At 61.9% G+C, this 16,243-nt stretch carries 14 protein-coding genes; 9 read left to right on the top strand and 5 right to left on the bottom strand.

The window, feature by feature from the left end:
* Positions 1-77 precede the first annotated feature (77 nt).
* On the bottom strand, positions 78-548 hold the full coding sequence (locus ABM428_RS10455; protein ID WP_005853822.1) for an Lrp/AsnC family transcriptional regulator: 471 nt from the start codon (positions 546-548) through the stop codon (positions 78-80).
* A 118-nt stretch (positions 549-666) separates the two neighbouring features.
* Here ABM428_RS10455 and ABM428_RS10450 point away from each other — a divergent pair, with 118 nt between their 5' ends.
* Positions 667-4,083, top strand: a complete 3,417-nt coding sequence (locus ABM428_RS10450) for an indolepyruvate ferredoxin oxidoreductase family protein (RefSeq protein ID WP_353627913.1) — start codon at positions 667-669, stop codon at positions 4,081-4,083.
* Between the two features lie 99 nt (positions 4,084-4,182).
* Here the strand turns inward: ABM428_RS10450 and ABM428_RS10445 are convergent, their stop codons facing one another.
* Together ABM428_RS10445 and ABM428_RS10440 are read right to left on the bottom strand one after the other, a co-directional pair.
* Positions 4,183-4,890: an endonuclease/exonuclease/phosphatase family protein gene (locus ABM428_RS10445; protein ID WP_353627912.1), complete on the bottom strand. Its 708-nt coding sequence runs from the start codon at positions 4,888-4,890 to the stop codon at positions 4,183-4,185.
* Positions 4,887-6,251, bottom strand: a complete 1,365-nt coding sequence (locus ABM428_RS10440) for a phosphatidylserine/phosphatidylglycerophosphate/cardiolipin synthase family protein (RefSeq protein ID WP_184581919.1) — start codon at positions 6,249-6,251, stop codon at positions 4,887-4,889. The genes ABM428_RS10445 and ABM428_RS10440 overlap by 4 nt, the downstream gene beginning before the upstream one ends.
* Between ABM428_RS10440 and ABM428_RS10435 the strand changes: the two genes are divergently transcribed.
* Both ABM428_RS10435 and ABM428_RS10430 read left to right on the top strand, forming a co-directional pair.
* Complete coding sequence (locus tag ABM428_RS10435) at positions 6,228-6,575, top strand: hypothetical protein (protein ID WP_132996503.1); 348 nt, start codon at positions 6,228-6,230, stop codon at positions 6,573-6,575. The two genes, ABM428_RS10440 and ABM428_RS10435, sit on opposite strands and share 24 nt — an antisense overlap.
* 47 nt (positions 6,576-6,622) lie before the next feature.
* Positions 6,623-7,231: an outer membrane protein gene (locus ABM428_RS10430; RefSeq protein WP_037944410.1), complete on the top strand. Its 609-nt coding sequence runs from the start codon at positions 6,623-6,625 to the stop codon at positions 7,229-7,231.
* Positions 7,232-7,382: 151 nt separating this feature from the next.
* Here ABM428_RS10430 and ABM428_RS10425 read toward each other — a convergent pair whose 3' ends face one another.
* Positions 7,383-8,561, bottom strand: coding sequence for a pyridoxal phosphate-dependent aminotransferase (locus tag ABM428_RS10425; RefSeq protein ID WP_180827800.1), 1,179 nt, complete (start codon positions 8,559-8,561; stop codon positions 7,383-7,385).
* 225 nt (positions 8,562-8,786) lie between these two features.
* Here ABM428_RS10425 and cysS point away from each other — a divergent pair, with 225 nt between their 5' ends.
* The 3 genes from cysS (at position 8,787) to ABM428_RS10410 (ending at position 12,746) form a co-directional block, all read left to right on the top strand.
* Positions 8,787-10,250: a cysteine--tRNA ligase gene (gene cysS, locus ABM428_RS10420; RefSeq protein ID WP_353627911.1), complete on the top strand. Its 1,464-nt coding sequence runs from the start codon at positions 8,787-8,789 to the stop codon at positions 10,248-10,250.
* 106 nt (positions 10,251-10,356) lie between these two features.
* Positions 10,357-11,973, top strand: a complete 1,617-nt coding sequence (cimA, locus tag ABM428_RS10415) for a citramalate synthase (protein WP_132996506.1) — start codon at positions 10,357-10,359, stop codon at positions 11,971-11,973.
* Between the two features lie 5 nt (positions 11,974-11,978).
* Positions 11,979-12,746 carry a squalene/phytoene synthase family protein gene (locus ABM428_RS10410; RefSeq protein WP_005853814.1) on the top strand — a complete coding sequence of 256 codons (768 nt, stop codon included), beginning with the start codon at positions 11,979-11,981 and terminating at the stop codon, positions 12,744-12,746.
* 2 nt (positions 12,747-12,748) lie between these two features.
* On the opposite strand, the gene ABM428_RS10405 is transcribed toward ABM428_RS10410, so the two are convergent.
* A complete protein-coding gene (locus ABM428_RS10405) occupies positions 12,749-13,972 on the bottom strand; it encodes an MFS transporter (RefSeq protein ID WP_037944406.1) in 1,224 nt (407 codons plus the stop codon).
* 75 nt (positions 13,973-14,047) lie between these two features.
* On the opposite strand from ABM428_RS10405, the gene ABM428_RS10400 reads away from it, so the two are divergent.
* The 3 genes from ABM428_RS10400 to ABM428_RS10390 are packed head-to-tail and all read left to right on the top strand — an operon-like array spanning position 14,048 to position 16,097.
* Entirely contained in the window at positions 14,048-14,806 is a 759-nt protein-coding gene (locus tag ABM428_RS10400; protein ID WP_132996507.1) for a precorrin-6A/cobalt-precorrin-6A reductase, read from the top strand.
* A complete protein-coding gene (locus ABM428_RS10395; protein ID WP_132996508.1) occupies positions 14,803-15,435 on the top strand; it encodes a DNA-3-methyladenine glycosylase in 633 nt (210 codons plus the stop codon). The genes ABM428_RS10400 and ABM428_RS10395 overlap by 4 nt, the downstream gene beginning before the upstream one ends.
* A complete protein-coding gene (locus tag ABM428_RS10390) occupies positions 15,432-16,097 on the top strand; it encodes an alpha/beta hydrolase (protein ID WP_132996509.1) in 666 nt (221 codons plus the stop codon). The genes ABM428_RS10395 and ABM428_RS10390 overlap by 4 nt, the downstream gene beginning before the upstream one ends.
* Positions 16,098-16,243 lie beyond the last annotated feature (146 nt).

Genomic DNA, 16,243 nt, shown 5'->3' with positions numbered 1-16,243 from the left:
CAAACGAGCGGTGAACGATGAGCAAGGTCAGGCGAAACTCAGGGTGCCCCATCGGGCACCCTTTCTTCGTTTGGGGGCTACATCGGAATGCTCGTATTCCGTTTGATCTCGCGCAGGACCACGTTGGTTTGCGCGCTTTCGACGGCGGGGAGGCGGAACAGGAAGTCTTCGAGAAAGCGATTATAGGCGGCGATGTCGCGGCAGAGGACGCGCATTTGGTAGTCGGCCTGTCCGGTGGTGGCATAGCATTCCAGCACCTCGGCGCGGTGCGCGATGGCTTTGATGAACTCGGCCAGCTTTTCCTGATTGTGACGCGCAAGCTGCACCTGCACCAGCGCCTGAAAGCTGTTGCCCGCCTTGGTCGGGGACACATCCGCGCGGTAGCGTTCGATCACGCCGGCGTCCTCGAACGCTTTCACCCGTCGCCAGCAGGCGGAGGCGGACATGCCGGCCCGCTCTGCCAGATCGGCGTTGGAGATGCGGCAGTCGCGCTGTAACAGCTCCAGTATCTTGCGGTCGCGGTCGTCAAAGCGCATTTGGTCAGACATTTCATCAATCCCCTATATGCTGAATAAAACATTCGTTTATTCCGCGTGCAGGCGCAAGAGGGGGCAGATATTTCACGGAAACGTGGTTTGATGGTCAAGACAGCCAAGGATTGCCATCATGACCAAAGAAACCCACGATTTTTACCCCTATGCCTTATCCGACCGCTACACGCGCACAGAAGGAACGGTGTTTTTGACCGGCACCCAAGCGCTGGTGCGGATCATGTTGGATCAGGCGCGGCGCGATAAGCAGCAGGGGCTGAACACCGCTGGGTTTATCTCGGGGTATCGCGGGTCGCCCTTGGGCGCGGTCGATCTTGAGCTGTGGCGCGCACGGGATGTGACCAAGGATAACAACATCACCTTTATGCCCGCGGTAAACGAAGACCTGGGGGCCACGGCGGTTCTGGGGGCGCAGCAGGCTGTGCTTGATCCCCATTGCGAGGTCGAGGGTGTATTCTCCATGTGGTACGGCAAGGGGCCGGGGGTGGACCGGTCGGGGGACGCGCTACGCCACGGCAACGCCTATGGCTCTTCGCCCAAGGGGGGCGTGCTGGTTGTGGCGGGGGATGATCACGGCTGTGTGTCGTCGTCCATGCCGCATCAATCGGATGTCGCCTTTATGACCTGGTTGATGCCGACGCTGAACCCCGCGAATGTGGGAGAGTTTCTTGAATTCGGGGCCTATGGGCTCGCGCTGAGCCGCTTTTCCGGCACATGGGTCGGGTTCAAAGCGATTTCCGAGACGGTGGAAAGCGGGCAATCGGTGGCGTTGCAGCCTGACCGCGCGTTTACGCTCCCCCAGATCACGCCACCGCCCGGCGGGCTACATGTGCGCCGCTCTGACATGCCAAGCCCCGAGATCGAGACCCGGTTGCAGCATAAGCTCAGCGCCGTCGAAGCCTTTGTCGAGGCCAACCCGATCGACAGGCGTATCTATAATCTGGACAATGCCACCTTTGGCATTGTCACCACCGGCAAGGGCCATCTGGATCTGATGGAGGCGCTGCGTCTGCTGGGTCTGGACGAAGCCGCCTGCCGCCGTCTTGGCATCGATATCTACAAAGTCGGCATGGTCTGGCCCTTGGCGCGGCGTGATGCGCTGGCCTTTGTTGCCGACACGGAAGAAGTGCTGGTGATCGAGGAAAAGCGCGGCATCATCGAAAGCCAGCTCAAGGAATATTTCTACGACTGGCCGGGGCACAAGCCCGGTCGCATGGTCGGCAAACACCGCGCGGCAGGTGATCCGCTGCTGCCCTGGACCGGCGAGTTAAGCCCGCTGGCGCTGGTGCCCGTGGTGGCCGAGCGGTTGGACGCGTTCTTCCCTGATGAAAACCTGCCGCAAAAAGCGCGCGCGCTGACGGAAAAGCCTCCTGTCCTGCTGAATGTGCCGGGGGCAAAACGCACGCCATATTTCTGTTCGGGATGCCCGCATAACACCTCGACCAAGCTGCCCGAGGGGTCGCAAGCCGCATCGGGCATCGGTTGCCACGTCATGGCGGGGTGGATGGACCGCGAAACCGGTGGCTATGCGCAGATGGGCGGCGAGGGTGTGCCGCATGTGGTGGCCTCAAAGTTCAACGGCGGCAAACACCTGTTCCAGAATTTGGGCGAGGGCACGTGGTACCATTCAGGGTCGCTCGCCATTCGGCAGGCTGTCGCGGCGGGGACGAATATCACCTATAAGATCCTCTATAACGACGCGGTGGCCATGACCGGCGGGCAACCTGTAGATGGGCCGATCAGCGTGACCGGAATCGCGCAGGCCTGTCGTGCAGAAGGGGTTCAGCGCATCGCCTTGGTGTCGGATGTGATCGACAAATTCGACCGCGGCGATTTCCCCCAAGGCACCAGCTTTCACCCGCGTGAAGAGATGGACACCGTGCAGCGCGAACTGCGCGAGGTCAAAGGCGTGTCGGTGCTGATCTACGAACAGACCTGCGCCACCGAGAAACGCCGCCGCCGCAAGCGCGGGCAGATGGAGGACCCCAAACGCTTTGCCTTGATCAACCCCGCTGTATGCGAGGGCTGCGGCGATTGCTCGCTTGAAAGCAACTGTCTGAGCATCGAGCCGCTAGAGACGGATCTGGGCCGCAAGCGCAAGATCAACCTGTCTAGCTGCAATAAGGATTTCTCGTGTCTGAACGGGTTCTGCCCCAGCTTCGTCACCCTTGAAGGGGCGGTGCGGCGCAAGAAAACCGGGGCAGAGGTCGATGTGGACGCGCTGCTGGCGGGTATCTCGCGTCCCGAACTGCCCAGCCTTGATGCGCCCTTTGATCTGTTGGTCACAGGCGTGGGCGGCACCGGCGTGATCACGGTCGGCGCGCTGATCACCATGGCCGCGCATCTGGAGGGCAAGGGGGCCAGCGTGCTGGATTTCACCGGTTTTGCGCAGAAGTTCGGCACGGTGCTTAGCTTTATCCGGATCGGGGCGCGCCCTGATGCGATCCATCAGGTGCGCATTGATCACGGGGCGGCGGATGCGGTGATTGGCTGCGATATCGTCGTTTCCTCTGCCGCGCAGGCGTCGGTCTACTACGGGCCCGCGACCAAGGTGGTGCTGAACCTCGCCGAAATGCCCACGGGCGATCTGGTGTTGCACCGCGACGCGCAGCTGCACACTGACCAGCGCGAGAGTGTGATCCGTGATACCGTGGGGGGTGAAAACCTTGCCGGTTTCGATGCCAATGCGATGGCAGAACGGTTTCTGGGCGATACGGTTTTCGCCAATATGATCATGCTGGGCTTCGCGTGGCAGAATGGGCTGGTGCCCGTATCCCACGGCGCGCTGCGGCAGGCGGTCGTGCTGAATGGCGTTGCTATCGACAAGAATCATCGCGCCTTTGATCTGGGCCGCGTGATGGCCGAAACGCCTGACGCGCTGGCCCTGCCGTCGAGCGAACAGCCAGTCTTGGACAGCGCCGCGTTGATCGCGGACCGGGCCGACCGGTTGCGGGCCTATCAAAACGACAGCTACGCGCAGCGCTACCGCGACAGGCTTGCGCAGTTCAGCGCCGCCTTGCCCGCCGCCCATGCCGACGCGCTGACGGAGGTCGCGGCCAAGGCCCTGTTCAAACTGATGGCGTTCAAGGATGAATACGAGGTCGCGCGGCTGCACCGCGATCCTGCCTTTGCCGAGATGCTGGCGCAGGAGTTCGAGCCGGGGTTCAAGATCAACTACCACATGGCTCCGCCGATCGTGTCTTTGCGCAAGGACGCGCGGGGGCGGCCCGTCAAGCGCGCGTTCGGTGCATGGTTCACGCCGGTATTGACCGCACTGTCGAGGCTGCGTCCGCTACGGGGCACGACGCTGGATGTGTTTTCCTACACTCAGGAACGTCGCGAAGAAGTGGCTTTGATCCGCTGGTACGAAGCCTTGCTGGCAGAGCTGCCCGCCAAGACCGGCGAGGCAACGGTCGAGACGGTGCAGAATCTGCTGGCGCTGCCAATGGATATTCGGGGCTATGGACCGGTGAAACACGCCGCGATCAAACAGGCGCGCGCAGAGGAGGCGCGGCTGCGGAAATCGCTCTGACGGTACTTCATAAATTGGTTTAAGTGTGGCGTTTGTGTATTGGGTATCAGTGGTTTAGGTTAAAATCCTCGCCTGATAAGTTAGCTGATTTCGCGCGCTCTACTGACCTGTAGAACGCGCGAAATCCAGCCAGATGGGCAGGTGGTCCGAGGCGCGGCGCGCATCGTCAGTCTCGCAGACGCCACCGTCAATCACATGCAGCGCGTCATCCACCGCGATGCGATCCAGTGCGGCCAAAGGCAGGCGCGCGTGATAGCTTTTACCCGGTGCATAGATGTCAAAGTGATGCGCCAGACGCCCGAGCCCGACGTTCAGCGACCATTCATTCATATCGCCTGCGATCAACGTCGGACGTTTGGACTGCGCATCCAGATGGGCAATGAGCGCGGAAAGCTGAGCGCGCCGCGACCGGCGCATCAGCCCCAGATGGGTGGCGATGATGCGCAGCGGGACATCGCGCAGGTCGAAATCCACCACCATCGCACCGCGCGGCTCCATCCCCGGCAGGTTCAGGTGTTTGACCTCGATCAGCTCTGCCTCGGGGCGCAGCAGGACGGCGTTGCCATGCCAGCCGATGCTGACCTCACCGGGGACGGGCACCGCGATCAAACCGGTCTGCGCCGTCACCTGATCCATGGGCAATGCCGAGGGGCGGGGGCCAAGGCGCATGTCGGCCTCTTGCAGCACGACGATATCCGCCGCGAGCGTCTGGATTACGCGCAGGATGCGGGCGGGATCCCGTTTGCGGTCGGTGCCCATGGCCTTGCGCATGTTATAGCTGGCGATGCGAAGGGGGGCTTGGGTCACAAGATCGGTGCTCCTATGCGAAAGACGCCCTCGGCCAGACGGCGGGGCAAATGCGGGCTTGGCATATTCTCGTGGCAGTCGGCCTCGCGGGCCGTGAACCAGTCCGACAGGGTTGACACGCTGCGTGCATCATAAACGAACAACATCGCCTCAAAGTTCAAAAGCATACTGCGCACGTCGAAGTTTGCCGTGCCCACAAGCCCCACATCATCAATCAGCGCGGCTTTCGCGTGGATCATCGCAGGTTCAAAGTATTTGACCTTGGCCCCTGCGGTGTGCGCATCGCGCAGATAGCCGCCACGGGCGAAGTCCGCGATATGCTGGTTCGACTTCTGCGGCACCAGAATACGCACATCCACGCCGCGCAGCGCCGCGATGCGCAACGCATTGGCCAGCGGCTCGGTCGGGACGAAATAGGGGGTGGCGATCCAGATACGGGTTTTCGCCAGATGCAGCGCGCGAATGATCCCGTCGTGCAGCGGGTCTTCGATAATATCAGGGCCCGAGGGGATCAACTGCACCGTCGCATTGCCCGCGGTGGTCGGGGCAGGCGTTTTAATATGATCCACGTCTTCACCACAGGCGACTTCCCAGTCCGAGCGGAAGACATCGCAGAAGGTCTGTACCGATTGCCCTTCAAGGGTGAAGGCCAGATCAACCCAATGATCGCTGTGCGGGTGGTCTGACATATAGTGTTCGCCAATGTTCATCCCGCCTGAAAAGACACGGGCATGATCGGCGATGATCATCTTGCGATGGTTGCGCAGGTTCAGGTGGCCACTGCTGGGCAGTTGCAGGATCGGCGAAAAGAACAGCACCTCGCCGCCGGCCTTGCGCAGCGCCTTGACCGCCTTGGAGGGGCCGCGCAGGGTGCCGAGCCGGTCCATCAGCAGGCGCACCTTGACGCCGTTGCGGGCTTTTTCGGTCAGGGCGTCGACCACGTGATTGCCGGTGTCATCGTCCGAGACGATATAGAACAGCACATCAATCGTCTGTGTCGCGCTCTCGATCACCTCCATCGCGGCGGCATAGGCGGTTTGGGGTGTATCATGCAGGTTCAGTCGCTGTGCTTCCAACGCGGGGGGCAGGTTGAAGCTCTGGAACATCTCGTCCAGCGCATGCACGGGCGTTTGCGGGTCTTCTTTCTGGGTAAATATGATCGGCTCGTAACGTTTGCCCTGTTTGCGAAAGCCAAGCGCCAGGAACAAGGGCGCCGCGACATAGGGCATCACCACCAGAAACAGGATCCAGGCGGCAGTTGATTGTGGGCTGCGGCGCTGCTGAAGCAGGATGAAGGCCACGCCGAGGGTCAAAAGGATGACGCCAACGACCTCTATATGGGTAATGAAGAATTCGATCATGGTCGTTTCGCCTCGATTATGCCGGACATGCTGTCATCCGCGCCGCATCGCTACCTAGCACATAGGGGGGTAAACGCCACTTTTTGCACCATTTTCGCGGGATTCCTGCTGCAGCATGCGGGCAGATTGTTCCATCTTCTTGAAAATTTAATTTCGGGTGATTTTGGCGCATCTCCGCGGAACCGCGTTTTGGCCTTGGTAAAAAGGGTTAATAGCGGCGACGGGCCGCCGAGACGCCGTGCATTTGAGCAACAATTTTCCGATCACCAACCCGTGATTGGGAAATCCCGAAACCAGATCTTAGCTGCCGTGTTGTGTCGATGAAGCGGGAAGCGCCCGCTCCGGTACAAACTGATCGAGGAGTTACGATTATGAAACGCACTATGAAACTTGCATCCGCAGCCGTTCTGGCATCCACAGCATTCGCTGGCGCAACATACGCCGGTAGCCTGGCAGAGCCAGTGGTTGAGCCCGTGATGACCGCACCTGTTCCTGCACCCGACCTGGGTGGCGACTGGACAGGCTTCTACACCGGTCTGCAACTGGGCTATTCCGACGCTGAGATCGACAACGGTCTGGAAGGTGACAACGGGTCCTACGGTTTCCACGCTGGTTACAACTACGACTTCGGTCGCTTCGTACTGGGCGGTGAGCTTGACTACGACAAAACAGACATCGATCTGGACGACGCTGCAGGCGTAACACAGGGTTCCATCGACTCCGTTGCTCGTGCGAAAATCAAAGGTGGCTACGACTTGGGTAGCACTCTGATCTACGCAACCGGCGGTTACGCTCGTGCCGACACATCCTTGGGTGACGAAGACGGTGCCTTCTACGGTATCGGCATGGATTACAAAATCACCGAGCAATACAGCGTTGGCGCAGAACTGCTTGAGCACAAGTTTGACGACGTAAACGGTGTTTCCGGTGACGACGCGGACGTAACCACATTCAACATCCGTGGTTCCTACCGCTTCTAAGCTGACACGCTGACAACTGGCGGTGTATCTGCCGAGGGTGTCGCATAACGGTGCTCTCGGCAGGAAATAAGAATGTGCCAGTCAAAAAGGCCGGAGGATGATCCTCCGGCCTTTTTCGTATGTTGGTAGCTGCGGCCGCGCGACGCTTTCGTCAGGCGGCGAGGCTTTCCGCGAAGTCGCATACTGTCGCCAGCGCTTGGGCAAAGCGCGTGTCCTCGATGGTCATCGCCACGCGGATATGCCCTGCCGCTGCCGTCCCGAAGCTTTCGCCGGGCATCACCGCGATGTGGTGTTTTTCCAGCAGCGCATAGGCGAAATCCTCGCCACTCATGCCGGTGCTGCGCACATCCAGCATCAGATACATCGCGCCTTGGGCGGGTACGAGGCTGACGGCGTTCTGTCGCGCAAGAATATCCTGCGCCAGCAGACGGCGGCGCTGGAACGGCGCGGCGATCTCTGTCTCGAAACCGGTGCCTTGGTTCAGCGCGAACAGCGCCGCGTCCTGAATGTACCCGGGCACGCCATAGGTCGTGTGGGTCGCCAGATTGGTCAGATGCTCGATCGCATCCACGGGCCCGACGATCCAGCCGCAGCGCGACCCGGTCATCGCGTGGCTTTTCGACATCGACCCCACGACCAGAGTATGCTCCGCCATCCCGTCCAGCGCGCGTGGCGAGAGGTGCGCGCCCTCCCAGACCTGCGTGTCGTAAACCTCGTCCGAGATCAGCCACATGTCGTGATCGCGGCAGACCTGCGCGATGCCTTCAAGCGTCTTGCGGGAATAGACAACGCCGGTGGGGTTGTTGGGCGAGTTCACCAACAGCGACGCCGCGTTGGTCTGTTTCGCAGCGGCGGCAATCACGTCCGCACGGGGCTGGAACGCATCCTCCGCACGGGCGGCGATCGCATGGGGCAGGGCGCTGACACCGCGGATCGTACCGGGGTAGGTGGCGTAATAGGGATCGATATAAAGCGCTGTATCGCCGGGGTTGCAGGTCGCCATATGTGCGGCAAACAGCGCGCTTTGTCCGCCCGGCGTGATCAGCACATTGTCGCGCGTCGTCGGCACACCGGTACGTTCCTGCAACCGCGCAGCCACGGCATCGCGCAGACCCGTGGTGCCGGGGATGGCCGCATACCCTGTGTGACCGGCCAAAGCGGCGCGGTGCATATCTTGCAGGATCGGTGCGGCGGTGCGGATGTCATGTTCGCCAATCGTCAGCTCTGTCACCTGCGTACCCTGTTCAATCATCTGGCGGGCGCGCAGGAAAACGCCCCAGCCGTCTGACCCGCCGCCAAGCAGCCCTGTGATGCGCGATGATAGTTGCATGCCGTCTCTCCCTCGTAACTTGAAGACGCAGGGGCGCAGAGCATGGTTGATTTGTCAATCAGGCTTGACCGCCAGTGGCGGGTCGGGCTACGCAGACGGCATGAAGATGATGCCACTCATTATTTGCTGTATTACCTGCTAAGACCTTCCGGCGGGCTTGCTCACATCGTTTTCTTCCCGAGATTTCTGTGCCATGCCCGCGCAATCCTTGCGTAAGGACGCGCCATGACCACAATCAAGCTGCACAACACGAAAACCCGCAAACGCGAGGATTTCACCCCGATTGATGATAAAAACGTGCGGATGTATGTCTGTGGGCCCACGGTGTACGACCGCGCCCATCTGGGCAATGCGCGCCCCGTGATCGTGTTTGACGTGCTCAACCGGTTGCTGCGCCATGTCTATGGTGACGCCCATGTGACCTATGTGCGCAACTTCACGGATGTGGATGACAAGATCAACGCGCGCGCAGCACAAAGCGGGCGGTCTATCGGAGAGATCACCGCCGAGACAACCCAGTGGTTTCTGGACGATATGGCCGAAGTCGGCGCGCTTGAGCCCGACCACATGCCACGCGCTACCGCCTATATTCCGCAGATGGTCGCGATGATCGAAGATCTGATCGCCAAGGGACACGCCTATGCCGCCGAGGGACATGTGCTGTTCTCTGTCGAAAGCTACAAAGCCTATGGCGCGCTGTCGGGCCGGTCGATCGACGATATGATTGCCGGCGCGCGGGTCGAGGTTGCGCCCTACAAGCGTAACCCGATGGACTTCGTGTTGTGGAAACCGTCTGACGACGCAACGCCGGGGTGGGACAGCCCCTGGGGCCGAGGCCGCCCCGGATGGCACATCGAATGCTCCGCCATGGCGGACGAGCTGCTGTGGAAAGAGCCCCTGCGTCAGGACCGTCTGTCGGATGAGGCGAAGAGCCAGCCCCATGTCTTTGACATCCATGGCGGCGGTCTGGACCTGCAATTCCCGCACCACGAGGACGAGATCGCCCAAAGCTGCTGCGCCAATGGCACCGATGAGATGGCGCGCTACTGGCTGCATAACGAGATGCTGCAGGTCGAGGGCAAGAAAATGTCCAAATCGCTTGGTAACTTCTTCACCGTACGCGATCTGCTGGATCAAGGCGTGCCGGGAGAGGTGATCCGGTTTGTGATGCTCAGCACGCATTACCGCAAGCCGATGGACTGGACCGAGAAGAAGCGCGACGAAGCGGAGAAGACGTTGAGGAAGTGGATGGATCTGACGCGAGACTTAGAGCCTTGCGACCCTGCCGCCTTTAAGCCCGATCAGAAACTGATCGACGCGCTTGCCGACGACCTGAATACGCATCTCGCGCTGACCTATTTGAACGCTCTGACCGCGCAGCCGCAGAAACTGCTCGATCATGCGCGATGGCTAGGGTTTCTCAGCGACAAATTGCGGGAGGATGATGCGAAAGCACGTGCCGCCTACACGACAAGTTTCGGGAGCGGTGGCTCTGAGGTCGAGACCGAGCTGGCCAATCGCGTGGACGAGCTGCGGCAGATGGCTATGAAAACCAAGGATTTTTCTGATGTCGACGCCCTCAAGGCTGCATTGCTGGCAGCGGGGTGTGAGGTGAGGATAAGCAAGCAGGGAACCGAAGTTATAGCGGGCCCCACCTTCGACCCTGCCAAGCTGGATGTGTTGAAGTGATCTGCGTCGCCTCCAGCGCTGGTGCTCGTGTGACGTGCGGGGGTGAGGGGCCAGCCCCTCACGCTCCCCGGAGTTTATCTGGCAAAATGAAGGAGGGATCGCTGCGATGACCCGCGAACGCCTTTATCTGTATGACACGACTTTGCGCGACGGGCAGCAAACCCAAGGGGTGCAATTCTCGACCGCGGAAAAGATCACGATTGCGACCGCGCTCGATACGCTGGGGGTGGACTACATCGAGGGCGGCTGGCCCGGCGCGAACCCGACGGACAGTGCCTTTTTCGACGCGGCACCGACCACGCGGGCGAAGATGACGGCCTTTGGCATGACCAAGCGCAACGGCATGTCGGCGCAGAACGATGATGTGCTGGCGGCGGTGATGAATGCGGGCACGCGGACGGTCTGCTTGGTGGGAAAGACCCATGATTTTCACGTCTCGGCAGCGCTCGGGATTACGCTGGACGAGAACACGGATAATATCGCGAAATCCATCGCGCATCTGGTGGCGCAGGGCCGCGAGGCGCTGTTCGATGCGGAGCATTTCTTTGACGGCTACCGCGCCAATCCCGATTATGCGCTGACCGCGATCAAGGCGGCCTATGAGGCGGGCGCGCGGTGGATCGTGCTTTGTGATACCAATGGCGGCACCATGCCCGCCGAGGTCGGGCGCATCACAGCCGAGGTCATCGCCGCAGGTATCCCCGGCGATCATCTGGGTATCCATACCCATAACGACACCGAGAACGCGGTCGCCTGTTCGCTGGCCGCCATTGATGCGGGCGCGCGGCAGATACAGGGCACGTTGAACGGCTTGGGCGAACGCTGCGGTAATGCCAACCTGACCACGCTGATCCCGATTTTGCTGCTGAAAGAGCCCTATGCCAGCCGGTTCGACACGGGAATACCGATAGATGGTCTGGCGAACCTCACCCAGATCAGCCGTGCGCTGGACGAGATCTTGAACCGCGTGCCGACCAAACAGGCGGCCTTTGTCGGGTCGTCGGCCTTTGCGCATAAGGCGGGGCTGCATGCCAGCGCGATCCTGAAAGACCCGTCCACCTATGAACATATCGACCCCGCGCTGGTCGGCAACACGCGCATCATCCCCATGTCGAACCAGGCGGGCCAGTCAAACCTGCGCCGGCGTCTGGAAAGTGCGGGCTTGACCATCGCCAAGGGGGATCCGGCCTTGGGGCGGATCCTTGATGAGGTGAAGGCGCGCGAGGCCGAAGGCTATAGCTATGACACCGCTCAGGCCAGCTTTGAGCTGCTGGCGCGGAAGGCTCTGGGGCAGATGCCGGACCTCTTCGAGGTAAAACGCTATCGTGTGACGGTCGAGCGGCGCAAAAACAAATACGACCAGATGGTCAGCCTGTCAGAAGCGGTTGTTGTCGTGAAAGTGGATGGCGAGAAACGTCTGTCGGTGAGCGAGAGCATGGATGCCGAAGGCTGCGACCGCGGGCCGGTGAACGCGCTCAGCAAGGCGCTGGTCAAGGATCTGGGGCAGTACTCGGCGCTGCTGGAGGATATGCATCTGGTGGATTTCAAGGTGCGGATCACGCAAGGTGGCACAGAGGCGGTGACGCGGGTGATCATCGACAGCGAAGACGGGCAGGGGCGGCGCTGGTCTACTGTGGGTGTGTCGGCCAACATCGTCGATGCGTCTTTCGAAGCACTGTTGGACGCGATCCGCTGGAAGCTGATCCGCGACCGCAAGGGATAGGACCCATGGAATTTGATGCCGATCTAAGCGCCTGCGCGGCCATTATCGAGCGTGCCGATCCGCTGCGCTTTCGCGCCAGCATGGCGGCCCCTGTGGCCGCACGCCGTGTGTTGTTCCCGCTTTATGCCTTTAATATCGAGGTGGCGCGCGCGCCCTGGGTGACGCAGGAAACCATGATTGCGGAGATGCGTTTGCAGTGGTGGCGCGATGTCTGTGACGAGATCGCGAACCGCGGCGTTGTGCGGCGGCACGAGGTTGCGACACCCCTTGCACTGGCTATCTCGCCCGAAGACGCGGTGTTGCTGGACACGCTGGCCGCCGCGCGGCGGTGGGATATCTACCGCGACGCCTTTGAAGATGCCGCGCATTTCGACGCCTATATCGACCAGACCGCGGGCCATCTGATGTGGGTGGCCGCGCGGTCTTTGGGACCAGCGGAGGAGACCACGGTGCGCGATGCGGCCTATGGGGCAGGGGTGGCGGCTTGGCTGCACGCGATCCCGCAGCTGGTAGAGCAGGGGCGTGTCCCGTTGTTGGACGGCACCGACGCTGGCGTTGTGGCGCTGGCCCAAAAGGCGCGGGCGCGGTTGCGACAGGCGCGGGCCAACCGTGGCAAAATCTCGAAAGCGGCGCGACCGGCGATGTATAGCGTCGGCGCGGCAGACAAGGTGCTGAGCGCGGCCATCGCCGCCCCCGGGCGTGTCAGCGCCGCAGAACTGCCGCCGATGAATGATTTCGCCTTGTCGTGGCGGGCTTTGTCGGGGCGTTGGTAACGCTAGACCCGCGCGCTTCGTTGCCGCAGCATCAGCCAGATCAGCGACCCGCCTGCCAGCACCAGAAACGGGATCATCGCGATATTGACGGCGGCCCAGCCTTCGACGGGGTTGCCGCCCGAGCAGTTCATCAGCCCGCCGCTTGACAGCGACGCAAAGGTCACCCCGCCAAACACCAGCAGATCGTTCAGACCTTGCATGCGGCCACGCTCGTGCGGTTCATGGGCACCGGCCAGCATGGATGTCGCGCCGATAAAGCCGAAGTTCCAGCCGATCCCCAGCAGGATCAGCGCGATGTAGAAGTTGTTCAGCTCCACCCCCTGCAGCGCGACCACACCGGCCCCCGCAAGGATCGCGATGCCAAGGCCGAGGATCTTTTCGACCCCGAATTTCGCGATCAGGTGGCCGGTGAAAAACGACGGCGCATACATCGCCAGAACGTGGCCTGTGACCACATGGGACGCATCCACGATGTCATAGCCGCAGCCCACAACCGCCAGCGGCGTCGAGGTCATGACAAGGTTCATCAGCGCATAGGATACCATGCCGCAGATCACAGCGACGGCGATGCGCGGGGTTTTCAAAAGCTCCATCCGGCTGCGGCCCTTGGGGGCATCCACGGCAGGCACGGGCGGCTTGGGGATGTTGAGGAAGGCGAAAAGCACCATGCCCACAGCGTTCAGCGCAATCGCGGCGAGGTAGACCGGGAAAAACCGCATCATCGTCGCATCGCCGTTGGCACCGGTCAGAAAACCTACCAGCTGCGGCCCGATGATGGCCGAGATCAGCCCGCCCGCCATGACATAGGAAATCGCCTTGGGCCGGAACGCGTCAGATGCGGTGTCCGTCGCTGCAAAGCGGAAAAACCCTTGCGAGCACATGTAGATGCCGATCAGATAGCTGCCCAGCAGGAAGGTCATGAAACTCTGGATCGTCAGGGCATAGGCGCAAAGCGCGGCCCCCGTCATCCCGCCAAATGCGCCCGCCACAAAGCCCGCGCGACGGCCAAAGCGTTGCATCACCGTCGACAGCCACGGGGCCGTGGTCATCGACCCGAAGACGATCATAGAGATCGGCAGCGTCGCGAGGCAGACGTTCGGCGACAGTTGTTGCCCCGCCAATCCGCCGACCACAAAATACATCGGCATCTGGCTGCCAAGAAAGGCCTGCGCGGTCACCAGCACGGCGACGTTGCGCTTGGCGCGGGTGTCATCAATCACTGTCATGGTGAATGCGTAGACCGGGCTTTGGGGGGCTGCAAGGGCCTTGCGTCCGGCGGCGGGGTCAACGATGGTCGCGCCATGAACCGGGGCCCCCATATTCTGCTGATCGCTGGCAGCGCCGAAGCGCATGAGATCGCCGCTGCGATGTCGGCCTCTGACGTCTCTGCACGCGCCGTGTTAAGGCGGGCGGAGCGCAGCTTTGGCCCGCTGGCCGTACCGTCCGAGATCTGGTCGCCGGGCACCGTGGATGAGATGGCAGCCTACCTGCGCGCCCATGAGTTTACCGCGGTGCTGGACGCAGGGCACGGGTTTGACGCGGATATTTCGCAGATCGCTTATGACGCCACCGCGCGGTTGGGGCTGCCTTATCTGCGTGTCCTGCGGCCCATGTGGGACATCTCGGCACCGGTGGAACGGGCCGCGTCGGTCGCGGCGGCGGCACGGATGATCCGACCCAAAGCACGGGTCTTTGCCGCGACGGGGCGCGGGACGGTGGAGGATTACGCCCCCTTCGCAGGCGCGCGGCTTTATCTGCGGCAGACCAACGCGCAGGCCCGAACCAAGCTGCCCCCCTTTGCCGAAGCCGTCTATGGCCAGCCCCCCTTCACTCGGGCGGCGGAGGAGGCGTTGTTTCGCGCCTTGCAGATCGATACGCTGGTCCTGCGCAACGTCGGTGGCGTGCCAAGCCGCCCCAAACTGGACGCAGCGTGCGCGATGGGTCTGCGGGTGATTGCCATTGACCGTCCGGCGGCCCCCGTCGGCGCGCAGGTTCGCGCTGCGCCGGATGCGGCGATCCACTGGGTCGAGACGCTGACAACGGGGGGCACAACCGGATGAGCATCGGGCGGATTATCACTGGCGACGCGGATGTCGCCGAAGGGGCGGATTGGCTCGCTGCGCATGTGCCGCAGTTTGCTACCGCCTTGTCCGCGACTGGCCCTTTGCCTCTGCGGTTACGTGCGGACGGGTTTGACGCGTTGATCGGGGCGATCATCAGCCAGCAAGTCTCTGTCGCGTCGGCAAATGCCATGCGTGCCAAGATGGATGCGGCGGGACTGACCCATGAGACGGCGATACTCGCCGCGGGCGAGGAAGGTCTGCGCGCGGCGGGGCTGAGCCGCCAGAAAATCCGCTATGCGTTGGCGTTGGCCGAGGCCGGGATCGACTATACCGCGTTGCGGGACGCGCCTGATGCCGTGGTGATCGAGAGGCTGACCGCGGTGCCAGGTGTGGGGCTGTGGACGGCGCAGATCTATGCGATGTTTTCGCTGGGCCGCGCCGATATCCTGCCGCAGGGCGATCTGGCCTTGCAAGAGGCCGCGAAAATCCTGTTTGATCTGCCCCAGCGACCAAAGCCGAAGCAGCTTGCGGACATGGCGCAGGACTGGTCGCCCTGGCGATCGGTTGCAGCCCGCATCCTGTTTTCGTACTACCGCGTGGCAAAACAACGGGAAGGGATTTCATGACACGAGTACTAAACGCAGAGCGCCGCGAACCGGTCTCGGGGGAAACGCGGTCTGCCGTCGTGTTCCTGCATGGCTATGGCGCGAATGGTGCCGATCTGCTGGGGCTTGCCGGCCCGTTGGGGGAACATCTGCCCGACACGCTGTTCGTGGCCCCCGATGCGCCCGAAGCCTGTGCCGGTGCGCCCATGGGGTTCCAGTGGTTCCCGATCCCCTGGATCGATAATTCCTCTGAGGAAGAAGCCGAACGCGGGATGATGCAGGCGGTCGACGACCTGAACGCCTTTCTCGATGCGCTGATGGTGGACGAAGATCTGCTGCCCGAACAGGTCGTGCTGTTTGGCTTTTCCCAAGGTACGATGATGGCGCTGCATGTCGCGCCGCGCCGCGAAGATGCTGTGGCCGGTGTTGTCGCGTTTTCGGGCCGCTTGCTGTCGCCCGAAAGCCTGAAAGACGAAGCGGTCGTGCGCCCTCCGGTCTTGCTGGTGCACGGCGACGCCGATGATGTTGTCCCGCCGCAATCCCTGCCGCAGGCCGCCGAAACCTTGCAAGAGGCCGGATGGACGGACGTTTTCGCCCATATCATGAAGGGGACAGGCCACGGAATCGCCCCCGACGGGCTGAGCGTGGCGCTGGCCTTTATGCGCGACAAACTGGGTCTTTGATCCCATCCCCTGCGGGCGCATGCGCGACCCGCAGGAAGGCCCCGGCCGGATTGGCCGTTTCCGTCACATGCCTGTTACGTAATCAGCTTACGCATTCTGCGACATCTTGTACCCGTTTGCGACTTGTCAGACGCAAACCACGAGAT

Origin of the sequence: Sulfitobacter sp. TCYB15, from assembly GCF_040435955.1 — a bacterium.
In the GTDB taxonomy this organism is placed as follows: Bacteria; Pseudomonadota; Alphaproteobacteria; order Rhodobacterales; family Rhodobacteraceae; genus Sulfitobacter; species Sulfitobacter pontiacus.
Note: the sequence above shows the minus strand (reverse complement) of the source record. Positions and strands in the feature narration are given on the sequence as shown.

What these genes read in the sequence shown, in the direction of transcription:
- ABM428_RS10400 (WP_132996507.1), top strand. Translation starts at nt 14,048, where the DNA reads ATGAACCGGGGCCCCCATATTCTGCTGATCGCTGGCAGCGCCGAAGCG.
- ABM428_RS10405 (WP_037944406.1), bottom strand. Translation starts at nt 13,972, where the DNA reads ATGACAGTGATTGATGACACCCGCGCCAAGCGCAACGTCGCCGTGCTG.
- ABM428_RS10435 (WP_132996503.1), top strand. Translation starts at nt 6,228, where the DNA reads ATGGGTAATGAAGAATTCGATCATGGTCGTTTCGCCTCGATTATGCCG.
- ABM428_RS10440 (WP_184581919.1), bottom strand. Translation starts at nt 6,251, where the DNA reads ATGATCGAATTCTTCATTACCCATATAGAGGTCGTTGGCGTCATCCTT.
- ABM428_RS10395 (WP_132996508.1), top strand. Translation starts at nt 14,803, where the DNA reads ATGAGCATCGGGCGGATTATCACTGGCGACGCGGATGTCGCCGAAGGG.
- ABM428_RS10450 (WP_353627913.1), top strand. Translation starts at nt 667, where the DNA reads ATGACCAAAGAAACCCACGATTTTTACCCCTATGCCTTATCCGACCGC.
- ABM428_RS10455 (WP_005853822.1), bottom strand. Translation starts at nt 548, where the DNA reads ATGTCTGACCAAATGCGCTTTGACGACCGCGACCGCAAGATACTGGAG.
- cimA (WP_132996506.1), top strand. Translation starts at nt 10,357, where the DNA reads ATGACCCGCGAACGCCTTTATCTGTATGACACGACTTTGCGCGACGGG.
- ABM428_RS10390 (WP_132996509.1), top strand. Translation starts at nt 15,432, where the DNA reads ATGACACGAGTACTAAACGCAGAGCGCCGCGAACCGGTCTCGGGGGAA.
- ABM428_RS10425 (WP_180827800.1), bottom strand. Translation starts at nt 8,561, where the DNA reads ATGCAACTATCATCGCGCATCACAGGGCTGCTTGGCGGCGGGTCAGAC.
- ABM428_RS10410 (WP_005853814.1), top strand. Translation starts at nt 11,979, where the DNA reads ATGGAATTTGATGCCGATCTAAGCGCCTGCGCGGCCATTATCGAGCGT.
- cysS (WP_353627911.1), top strand. Translation starts at nt 8,787, where the DNA reads ATGACCACAATCAAGCTGCACAACACGAAAACCCGCAAACGCGAGGAT.
- ABM428_RS10430 (WP_037944410.1), top strand. Translation starts at nt 6,623, where the DNA reads ATGAAACGCACTATGAAACTTGCATCCGCAGCCGTTCTGGCATCCACA.